Origin of the sequence: Pseudomonas syringae pv. coryli str. NCPPB 4273 (assembly GCF_000972175.1) — a bacterium.
In the GTDB taxonomy this organism is placed as follows: Bacteria; Pseudomonadota; Gammaproteobacteria; order Pseudomonadales; family Pseudomonadaceae; genus Aquipseudomonas; species Aquipseudomonas syringae.
Window position 1 is genome coordinate 58,168 of sequence record NZ_AWQP01000018.1, and the last position, 10,932, is coordinate 69,099.

The window sequence follows — 10,932 nt, forward strand, 5'->3', positions numbered from 1 at the left end:
CAATGCTCGCAGCTCAGCGTGCAGCCAGATCCCGCGCCAGTCGCTCGAGAAACCTGGCAAACCCCTGCTCTATCTGCACATCCCCTGGCGATCGAAGCCATTGAATCTGCATGCCGTCCATCATGGCGGCTATCTCCAGGCTGATCTGCCTTGCGTCAATATCCGCCCGAATTTCGCCTGCCTCGACCAGCAACTTCAGATGCGCCTGAAGATGACCATGCACAATTGCGAAACGCTCGCTGAACCAGCGGTGTGCAGGATGCGTGACCGACAGACTTTCAGTGTTGATGATCATCAGCGCCTGGCTGACCGCGGCGTCTTCGATACTGAAACTCATGACCTGCTGCAGAAACGACAGGAACCCCTGCAGAGAAGCGACCTGATCGGCATCCTGCAGCCGGCCGGCAATGTACTGGTCGCGATGTTCGAGAACAGCTTGCAGCAGCACCAGTTTGGTCGGGAAGTGGTGCAGCAGGCCGACCTGAGAAAGACCTGCCACCTTGGCAATGTTGGTCAGCGAGGCGCCGGCATACCCATCCCGAGCGAAGAGGGTCATGGCCGCCTTGATGATTTCGGCCTTGCGCACCTCGCCCTTGGGCAGGCGACGTTTGGCTGCAGGCTGCTTGGCTGGGGCAGGTGTACCGGAACTGTTTGCATCGATGGACATACGAAGGGCACGTTTCGCATAACGAAAGGGTAAATCCTAGCATGTGCTCCGCAGAACCCCTGAAAAAAGGCTGCTCCGCAAGCACAATTCGCATCAGGTCATGAGCGATGTGCGCAGCCTGCGAACAAAGTTGTTCCCATGGCCTGATGCCCTCTAAAGAAAGCCGCAAAAAGGCCGATGAATACCCGGGCAATTTGCCACGTCTTGAACATACTCCTGAATCAGCTCAGGACACGATGGCTGCTTTAAATGCCTGATCCGTCGAAACCCGATTCGTCTGCAGGTGTCCACTGACACAGCCACTGCGGTGCAGTCAGGAGAGGAAGTGAGTCCAGGCACGGCAATGACTGTATGGTGATCGACATAGAACGACGCACATCAGGTGCAGCCTGCCGAGGGCAAACGGGCAAATGCAGAGCTGACTAACGAGCGGATTTCAACGTGCAAAGCAGGCCACCGGCAAGTGCCCGCCCATGCCAAACATAACGTGTGAGCGGGAGGCGCTCTGAAAGACCTGACAAGAGAAGAGCTTGAAACGCAGATCGTGGACCTGCGCAGAATGCTTGAAGAAGCCGGCATCGACGCCGCAACGAATACCTGTCGACCCGCAGCCATCGGCCGCGAGGCACGCCAGCGCGCAGTCTTTGACAGTGCGATGGATTTCGCCATGATCCTGACCGATCGCGACGGCATCATTACCGACTGGAACCCGGGCGCAGAGCAGGTTCTGGGCTGGACCCAGGATGAGATGGTTGGCCAGAGCGCCGAACGTTTCTTTACGCCCGAGGACGTGGCCAACGATCGTATCGAGCATGAAATGCAGCTTGCGCTGAGCGTAGGCCGGGCATCGGACGAGCGCTGGCACCTGCGCAAGGGCGGCCAGCTGTTCTGGGCATCAGGCGAAATGATGCCGCTTTACGATGAAAAGCATACGCACCTCGGCTTCGTGAAGATCCTGCGCGACCGCACCCGCGAGCATCTGGCGGGCCGCGCGACCGAAGAAGCCCAGGAACGACACCGGCTCGCCGCCAAGGCGACCAATGACGCGATCTGGGATTGGGACTTTGCAGCCAACCTGGTGCTCTGGAACGACGCGCTGGAAGAGGCCTACGGCTACCCGCTGGCAACCCTGGACAACTCCGGTGACTGGTGGATGGGCCAGATCCATCCCGACGACCGTACCCGCGTGTACAACTCCATTCATGCCGTGATCGACGGCAATGGCACTGCCTGGACGGACGAATACCGCTTTCGTCGTCTGGACGGGGCCTATGCCGACGTGCTGGACCGCGGCCATGTGATACGCGATATCGACGGCCAGGCGGTGCGCATGATCGGCGCAATGCTCGATATGTCGCAGATGCGCAAGGCCGAGACCGCGCTGCGCCAGAGCGAAGAGCGCTCAAGGGCCATGCTGGAGACCATCGAAGCCGCATTCGCCATCATTCAGGTCAAGTTCGATGCCGATGACAGCCCGGTGGACTACCGCTTCATCGAGGCCAACCCCGCCTTTGAACGTCAGGCCGGCGTCGATCTGCGCGGCAAGTGGGTGACCGAGTTCGCGCCGGACCTGGAGCGGTTCTGGTTCGAAGCCTATGGCAACGTCGCCAAAACCGGTGAACCAGCCAACTTCGAGAACTATGCCAAAGCTTTCGAACGCTGGTTCGAAGTCAAGGCGGTGCGTGTCGGTGAACCGGCTGATCGGCAGATTGCGGTCATCTTCAGCGATGTGACGGCACGACGCGACGCCGAGGAGCGCTTGCGCACCAGCGAGGCCGTCGCGCGTGAAAACATCGACCGCGTTCAGCTCGCCCTGGCCGCCGGTGCGATCATCGGAACCTGGCACTGGGACTTGCCAACCGATCGCTTTACCGTCGATGAAGCCTTCGCCAAGGCCTTCGGTCTGGACCCCGCGCTGGGCCGTGAAGGTTTGAGCCTGGAACAAGTCATTGCCACTGTTCACCCGGAAGACAAGCAAGGCCTGATCCATGCGATCAATGCGGTCATCACCAGCGGGCGTGTTTACGCCCACCAATACCGTGTTCGTCGTAATGATGGCATTTACTACTGGATCGAAGCCAACGGCCGGGTCGACCGAGCCGAGGATGGCACGCCACTGAGCTTCCCCGGCGTGCTCATCAACGTTGACGAACGACGCGCCTTGGCAGCCGAACGCGACCGTGCCACTGCCGCGCTGCGGGCCCTCAACGACACACTTGAGCAACGCGTGGCAGCGCGCACCACCGAGCTCATGCAGGCCGAAGAGAAACTGCGCCAGTCACAGAAAATGGAAGCGGTCGGGCAACTGACCGGTGGCCTGGCCCACGACTTCAACAACCTGCTGGCAGGTATTTCCGGCGCGCTGGAATTGATGGGTACCCGGATCGAGCAAGGCCGCTGGGGCGAGGTCGACAAGTACATTGTGACGGCCCAGGGCGCGGCCAAACGTGCAGCAGCCCTGACGCACCGGCTGCTGGCCTTCTCTCGACGCCAGACCCTGGACCCGCAGCCGACCGACGTGAACAGGCTGATGAAAGGCATGACCGACCTGATACAGCGCACGGTCGGCCCCAGCATCGTGGTCGAGACCCTGGGTGCCACGGGGCTGTGGCCGACACTGGTCGACGCCAGCCAGCTGGAAAACGCGCTGCTGAACCTGTGCATCAACGCCCGCGACGCCATGCCGGACGGCGGGCGCATCACCATCGAGGCGAGCAACCGCTGGATAGACGGCGATGTGGCACGCGCGCACGATATGCCCGAGGGCCATTATCTGTCGCTATGCGTGACCGATACCGGCACCGGCATGACACCCGATGTCATCGCCAAGGCATTCGACCCCTTCTTCACCACCAAGCCCATTGGCCAGGGCACCGGGCTGGGTCTGTCGATGATCTACGGGTTTGCCAATCAGTCTGGCGGACGCGTGCTCATTCAGTCGGAAGTCGGCAAGGGCACTGCGATATCACTGTACCTGCCCCGCTACGAAGGTACTGCGGCCAAGGACGAAGGCGATGTGCACAAGGCACCGTTCGAGTTCACCAAGTCCGGGGAAACCATCCTGATCGTGGACGACGAACCCACGGTGCGCATGCTGCTCACCGATGCCCTCGGCGACCTGGGCTATACGCTGATCGAAGCCGCCGACAGCCTGGCCGGCCTCAAGCTGCTGCGTTCGGATGTGCATATCGATCTGCTCATCACTGACGTGGGTTTGCCGGGCGGCATGAACGGACGACAAATGGCCGATGCCGGACGCGAGGTCCGCCCGCATCTGAAGACCCTGTTCATCACCGGCTACGCGGAAAACGCCGCCATCGGTGACGAACAGCTCGGGCCAGGAATGCGCGTACTGACCAAGCCGTTTGCGATTGAAGCGTTGGCCGCCAGAGTCCAGGAACTGATGAGCGCCTGAGTAGACGGCCCGCTGCAACCCTGCCCCGGGCCGTCAACATTGAGCGCTGCGCAAACCCGGTGCTAACATGCGCGACCGCCATGCAGGCAAGGGAATAACCGGGTCATGAGCAGTATCCGCGAGCGCAACAAAGAACTCATCCTGCGCGCTGCCAGCGAGGAATTCGCCGACAAGGGCTTCGCCGCCAGCAAGACCAGCGATATCGCGGCCAAGGCCGGTGTGCCCAAGCCCAACGTCTATTACTACTTCAAATCCAAGGAAAACCTCTATCGCGAGGTGCTGGAAAGCATCATCGAGCCCATTTTGCGTGCGTCGACGCCTTTCAACCCGGAAGGAGTACCTGCCGAAGTCCTCAGCCGCTATATCCGTTCGAAAATCCAGATTTCCCGCGACCTGCCCTTCGCCTCGAAAGTGTTCGCCAGCGAAATCATGCATGGCGCCCCGCACCTGACAGCGCAGCAGATCGAACAGCTCAATGGCCAGGCACGGCACAACATCGAATGCATCCAGGCCTGGATCGACAGCGGACAGATCGCCCCGCTCGATCCTCACCACCTGATGTTCACCATCTGGGCGGCGACCCAGACCTACGCCGATTTCGACTGGCAGATCGCAACGGTCACCGGCAAGGCAAAACTGCAGGACGCCGATTACGAGGCGGCAACCCGGACCATCCTCAGGCTGGTGCTCAAGGGCTGCGAGCCGGACCGCTGAACCCACCCTGCTTTGCTGCAGACGCAAAAAACCCGCCGAAGCGGGTGGTTTTGCAACATGACCATTCCGACATCCTGTCAGTAGCCTCCTGGCAATGGTCGATCCTCCCTGATCACTGCGGCGTTCCTTCGCTGCAGCTGTTGAATTGGATCCTACATTCCCTGAGGGTCCGTCGATAGAGCCAATTGCGCCTGTTGCTGTAAGCCTTTCGCCATACCGGCGTACGCCGTTAAAAAGTGTGACCGACCGCTCATGTTTGATCATGACCCGCCGAGATGCTTGAAAGACCCCGAATCGCGCGCTGTGCGGATCGGGGTGATCAGAAGAAAAATAATGCAAGGGAAGCCGATCATGGGTATGCGCAGTTTGTCCATCAGTCTCCGTCTGTGGCTGATTCTTGTCGTTTCAGTGCTGATGCTCTTCGTCCTCTCGGCGACGCTGCTCAGGCAGCTGCATAACGACCTGTACCAGGCCAAGGCCGAGAAAACCATGCATGTGGTGCAGACCGCCAGCGGCATCCTCTCGTTTTATCAGGGGCTTGAAGCCGCAGGCGGCATGACCCGCGAGGCTGCGCAACAGCAGGCCTTGAAAGAGATAAAGAGCCTGCGTTACAGCCAGAGCGACTACTTCTGGATCAACGACCTGCGCCCGGTGATGATCATGCACCCCACCAACCCCAAGCTCGAAGGCCAGGATCTGTCGACCATCAAGGACCCGGACGGTTTTGCGGTGTTCAACGAAATGGTCACGCTGGTCAAAGCCAAGGGTGCCGGGATGGTGAATTATCGCTGGCCCAAGCCCGGTGCCAGCGAGCCGGTGAAAAAGACTTCCTACGTGCAGCTGTTTCAGCCATGGGGCTGGATTCTGGGGTCCGGCGTATACGTCGATGACGTCGCGGCCGAGTTCAAGACCCAACTGTGGAACGCCGGGATGTTCATCGCCGGCATCGTGCTGATCATGGTCTTGCTGCTGGTCACGATCGTGCGCAGTATCGTGCGTCCGCTCAGAGCGGCGGTCGGTGCGATGGCCAGCATTGCCAGTGGCGAGAGTGATCTGACCCGCACGCTGGAAACCCATGGCCGGGATGAAATCACCGAGCTGGGTACGCACTTCAATGCCTTTGTCGCCAAGCTGCGCAATGTCGTCGGTCAGTTGCAGCACTCGGCCGTGGCGCTGGGCCAGGCCTCGACTGATCTGGGCAGCGATGCCGAACAGGCGCAGAGCCGCAGCGAGAAGCAGTCGCAGCAGATGGACCTGGTAGCCACCGCGGTCAACGAAGTGACCTACGGCGTGCAGGACGTGGCCAAAAACGCTGAACATGCCGCCAGCGAAATGCGCGATGCCGAGTCGCAGGCGCAGCAGGGTCAAATCAATATCGATAACAGCCTGCGCCAGATCGAACACCTCTCGAGCACCATCGGTCAGGCCGTGGAAGTGATGCAGAGTCTGGCCAGCGAGAGCACGCAGATCGGCAGCGTACTGGAAGTGATCAGTTCGATTGCCGAGCAGACCAACCTGCTGGCGCTGAACGCCGCCATCGAAGCAGCGCGGGCCGGCGAACAAGGCCGCGGCTTTGCCGTTGTAGCCGACGAGGTGCGCCTGCTGGCCCAGCGTACGCAGAAGTCGACCGCAGAGATCCAGTCAATGATCGAACGCCTGCAAAAGCATTCCGATGCCGCGGTCAGGGTGATCGGCGACAGCAGCCGCTCCTCGCAACTGACCATCGAGCAGGCCAATCAGGCCGGCCAGAGCCTGACCTCCATCAGTCAGGCGCTGCGCAACCTCAACAGCCTGAACGCCTCCATCGCCAGTGCCACTCTGCAGCAGACGCACGTGGTGGATGACATCAACCAGAACGTCACCCAGGCCGCGCAACTTTCCCAGAGCACCGCACTGGCCGCCGAACAATCGACTTCGGCCAGTCTGCACCTGCGTGGGTTGAGCGAAGAGTTGAACACCTTGCTGAAGCAGTTCCGGGTTTAAATGTGCATGGCGATGGGCGGGCGCACGGAACCTCGTGCGCCTCTTGTTGCCTGAGACCTGCTTATTCAACCGCTCATTAGTTGCTTATTAAATTGCAGGGGGTCACATGCGCACACTGGAACTGGCAGGCAGAACCGTACCAGTGCTGGGTCAGGGCACCTGGCACATGGGTGAAAAAGGGCATCAGCGCTCGGCAGAGATTGCCGGTCTGTGTCTCGGTATCGAACAGGGCCTGACCCTGATCGACACCGCCGAGATGTACGCCGATGGCGCTGCCGAGGAAATTGTCGGGCAAGCGATCGCCGGACAGCGGGACAAGGTATTCGTGGTCAGCAAGGTCTACCCGCACAACGCCAGCCGCGCCGGTATTCCGACCGCGTGCGAAGCCAGCCTGCGGCGCATGAACACCGACTACATCGATCTGTACTTGCTGCACTGGCCCGGTCAGTACCCGCTGACCGAGACGGTCGAGGCATTCGAGCGTCTGCGTGAAGCGGGCAAAATCGGTGCCTGGGGTGTTTCCAACTTTGACGTGCCGGACATGATCGAACTCAACAACCCGCGCTGTGCCACCAATCAGGTGCTCTACAACCCGGAGCAACGCGGCATCGAGTTCGACCTGATGCTGTGGAGCGCAGACCGTCATCTGCCGTTGATGGCGTACTGCCCGATCGGCCAGGCTGGCGATCTGCTCTACCACCCTGCCCTGTATGAAATCGCCAAGCGCCACGATGCAACACCGGCGCAGATTTCTCTGGCGTGGGTGCTGCGTCAGGACAACATGATCGCCATTCCCAAGGCGACCAACCCGGAACACATTCGTCTGAACATCGCTGCCGAGCAGATTCGTCTGACCGAGCGCGACCTGGCCGATATCGATCTGGCATGGCCTGCGCCCACTCGCAAGGTGCCGCTGGCGATGGTCTGATCGCTGTCAATGCGGTAGCGAGCTGTCGATTGACTGAACGGCTGCCCATGCAGCCGCTTGCCGATATGACAGATGACACACCCGGCAACAAGCTGTCACAAATATGAAATAACGCCTTGTCATCATGCGGCCTTCGCCTCCCTGCCCGGGCCAGGCCGCACGTGGACAGCCATGAACCACAGTATCGCTCACCACCATCAGGACTCAGACCTTTTCGGCCTGCTCTACGGCTTCCGTTTTCGCCACGGTGAAAGTGGCCAGGAAATCGGCTCGGCCGCCGCGCTGGATTACCTGCAAAACCCTCCCCAAGAAAACGGCTTCATCTGGCTGCACCTGAACCTCTCGCACGCGGCCTGCGAGCGCTGGATGAAAACCCAACTGGATCTTCCGGAAGAGTTTTTCGAAGCCTTGCACGAGGGCTCGCGCTCGACGCGGATCGAGCACGTGGATACCACGCTGCTGGCGGTCGTCAACGATGTGGTGTTCGACTTCAACAGACTCTCGACTGACATCTCCACCTTGTGGGTCTGTGCCCGCCAGCGTTTGCTGATCACCGCCCGGCTGCAGCCGCTGCGTTCGGTGGACAAGCTGCGCTCGGCGGTCAAGCGCGGCGAGCAATTCGACTCACCGCTGGAGCTCCTCGCCCACCTGCTGAGCGACCAGGGCGAAGTGCTGACGCAGTTCCTGCGCAAGACCAGCGTCAACGTCGACCGCATTGAAGACCAGTTGCTTTCGCAGCGACTGAGCAACAATCGCTCCGAACTCGGCGCCATGCGCCGGGTGCTGGTCCGTCTGCAACGCCTGCTGGCGCTGGAGCCCGGCTCGTTGATGCGCCTGTTGCACAAACCTCCGCAATGGCTGCGCGAACAGGATGTTCAGGCATTACGTCAGTCCATCGAAGAGTCCTCACTGGTGATCAATGACCTTACGGCGCTGGGCGAGCGCATCAAACTGTTGCAGGAAGAAATTGCCGCCAACCTCAACGAACAGAGCAGCAGAACCCTGTTTACCCTGACCGTGGTGACTGTTCTGGCCTTGCCGATCAACATCGTTGCCGGCTTTTTCGGCATGAACGTGGGGGGCGTGCCGCTGGCGTCCGACCCTGAGGGCTTCTGGATTCTGGTGGCACTGGTCGCGACCTTCACGCTGGTCGCCGGGCGCTGGGCGTTCCGCAAACGCGGCGACTACTGACTCAGCAAACGCACTCGCCGGTTGTCAGAAAACCGGCGCAAAAGCGCAATCAATTGTTACATGTCTCACCGCTGTCACATTTTGCAATGACCATGTCAATATTCTTTCAATGCAGGATTGCGAACATGGCTACAAACGCACTGTCTCCAGACGCTCTCGGCAAGGCGAGCCTGTCCACGAGTCAATTCGGTCGCAAGCCCAGCCGAATGACCATGATACTTTTCTTCACGATACTTATCGCAGGCTTGCTGTTCACCGGCTACAGCCTCAAACAGGACGTTGACGACATGGGCACGGTGGTCACCACCTGGACCCCGTTCGTGCTGTTGGGTGTAGCGTTGTTGATCGCGCTGGGATTCGAATTCGTCAACGGCTTTCATGACACCGCCAACGCGGTCGCGACGGTCATCTACACCCACTCCCTGCCGCCCGGCTTTGCCGTGGTCTGGTCGGGCTTTTTCAATTTCCTCGGCGTGATGTTCTCCAGCGGCGCGGTGGCGTTCGGCATCATTGCCCTGCTGCCGGTGGAACTGATCCTGCAAACCGGCTCATCGGCGGGCTTCGCGATGATCTTCGCGCTGTTGATCGCGGCGATCATCTGGAACCTCGGCACCTGGTGGCTGGGTCTGCCGGCGTCCTCGTCACACACGCTGATCGGTTCGATCATCGGCGTCGGCATCGCCAACGCCCTGATGCACGGCCGCGACGGCACCAGCGGCGTGGACTGGTCGCAGGCCACCAAGATCGGTTACTCACTGCTGCTCTCGCCACTGGTGGGTTTCGGCTGTGCCGCGTTGCTGTTGCTGGCCATGCGCATGTTCATCAAGAACCGTGCGTTGTACAAAGCCCCGGAAGGTAATGCGCCGCCACCGTTGTGGATTCGCGCCATGCTGATTGTGACCTGCACGGGCGTTTCGTTCGCGCACGGCTCCAACGACGGGCAGAAAGGCATGGGCCTGATCATGTTGATTCTGGTCGGCACCCTGCCGATGGCTTATGCGCTGAACCGCACCATGCCCGCCGAACAGGCTACCCAGTTCGCTGCCGTGGCTGAAGTAACCCAGCAGGCGCTGATCCGCAGCGTCCCTCAACCGGCGCCCGGGGATGCGCGCAAGACGCTGTCGGATTACCTGGTCAGCAAGGAGGCAAGCCCTGAACTGATCCCTGCGCTGGCGGTGATGGCGGGCAAGATCGGCGATCAGGTCGCCAGTTATGGCTCGCTGTCGAAGGTGCCTGCCGAGGCTGTGACCAACGTGCGTAACGACATGTACCTGACCTCGGAAACCATCCGCCTGATGGAGAAAAACAAGGTCGGCGATTTCGACGCGAACACCAAGACCAAGCTTGAGGCGTTCAAGGGGCAGATCGACAGTGCCACGCGGTTCATTCCGACCTGGGTCAAGATTGTCGTGGCCATCGCCTTGGGGCTGGGCACGATGGTCGGCTGGAAGCGTATCGTGGTGACTGTGGGCGAGCGCATCGGCAAGACGCACATGACGTACGCTCAGGGCGCGTCGGCAGAGGTCGTGGCGATGTTCACGATCGGCGCGGCGGACATGTATGGGCTGCCGGTATCCACAACCCATGTGCTGTCGTCCGGCGTGGCCGGTTCGATGGTCGCCAATGGCTCGGGTCTGCAAATGCGTACCCTGCGTAATCTGGCCACTGCCTGGGTGCTGACCCTGCCGGCGGCGATCCTCTTGTCAGGTTCGTTGTATTGGGTGTTCAGCAAGCTGTTCTGATGCCTGCTGCGCCCGCCCCCCCCTTTGACTATTATGCCGACGCTCCGCGTCGGCATGCCGTTCGTGACGCTCTGCGTCAACAATCTTTGATGCGAAAGCAATGCTACGACTTACCCACCAGCCGCTTTCAACGAAGTGCTTTTCGACCGCGATGGCACTGACGACGCAGAGTGCGACGTAAGTGACGGCTGAGTCCTGGCGCTGATCCGGGGGTAGCCTGGCAGGACGCCAGGCTAGCCGCACCGGGCCATGGATGGCCCGTTGCGGCGACCCCCGGATCAGTGACAGGGCG

At 60.7% G+C, this 10,932-nt stretch carries 7 protein-coding genes; 6 read left to right on the forward strand and 1 reads right to left on the reverse strand.

Annotated elements, in window-relative coordinates:
• Nucleotides 1–13 precede the first annotated feature (13 nt).
• A complete protein-coding gene (locus P406_RS09135) occupies nt 14–667 on the reverse strand; it encodes a TetR/AcrR family transcriptional regulator (RefSeq protein WP_046236011.1) in 654 nt (217 codons plus the stop codon).
• A gap of 559 nt (nt 668–1,226) precedes the next feature.
• Between P406_RS09135 and P406_RS09140 the strand changes: the two genes are divergently transcribed.
• The 6 genes from P406_RS09140 to P406_RS09165 all read left to right on the forward strand — a co-directional run bounded on the left by P406_RS09140 (nt 1,227) and on the right by P406_RS09165 (nt 10,640).
• Nucleotides 1,227–4,082 carry a PAS domain-containing hybrid sensor histidine kinase/response regulator gene (locus P406_RS09140; RefSeq protein ID WP_235810292.1) on the forward strand — a complete coding sequence of 952 codons (2,856 nt, stop codon included), beginning with the start codon at nt 1,227–1,229 and terminating at the stop codon, nt 4,080–4,082.
• Between the two features lie 105 nt (nt 4,083–4,187).
• Nucleotides 4,188–4,796 (forward strand): TetR/AcrR family transcriptional regulator, encoded by a 609-nt coding sequence (locus tag P406_RS09145; RefSeq protein WP_010429686.1) that lies wholly within the window; start codon nt 4,188–4,190, stop codon nt 4,794–4,796.
• Between the two features lie 351 nt (nt 4,797–5,147).
• Nucleotides 5,148–6,779 (forward strand): methyl-accepting chemotaxis protein, encoded by a 1,632-nt coding sequence (locus P406_RS09150; RefSeq protein ID WP_046236013.1) that lies wholly within the window; start codon nt 5,148–5,150, stop codon nt 6,777–6,779.
• Between the two features lie 106 nt (nt 6,780–6,885).
• Nucleotides 6,886–7,707 carry an aldo/keto reductase gene (locus P406_RS09155; RefSeq protein WP_046236014.1) on the forward strand — a complete coding sequence of 274 codons (822 nt, stop codon included), beginning with the start codon at nt 6,886–6,888 and terminating at the stop codon, nt 7,705–7,707.
• Between the two features lie 171 nt (nt 7,708–7,878).
• Nucleotides 7,879–8,898, forward strand: coding sequence for a transporter (locus tag P406_RS09160; RefSeq protein ID WP_004410520.1), 1,020 nt, complete (start codon nt 7,879–7,881; stop codon nt 8,896–8,898).
• A gap of 125 nt (nt 8,899–9,023) precedes the next feature.
• Nucleotides 9,024–10,640: an inorganic phosphate transporter gene (locus P406_RS09165; RefSeq protein WP_004410518.1), complete on the forward strand. Its 1,617-nt coding sequence runs from the start codon at nt 9,024–9,026 to the stop codon at nt 10,638–10,640.
• Nucleotides 10,641–10,932: the final 292 nt, after the last annotated feature.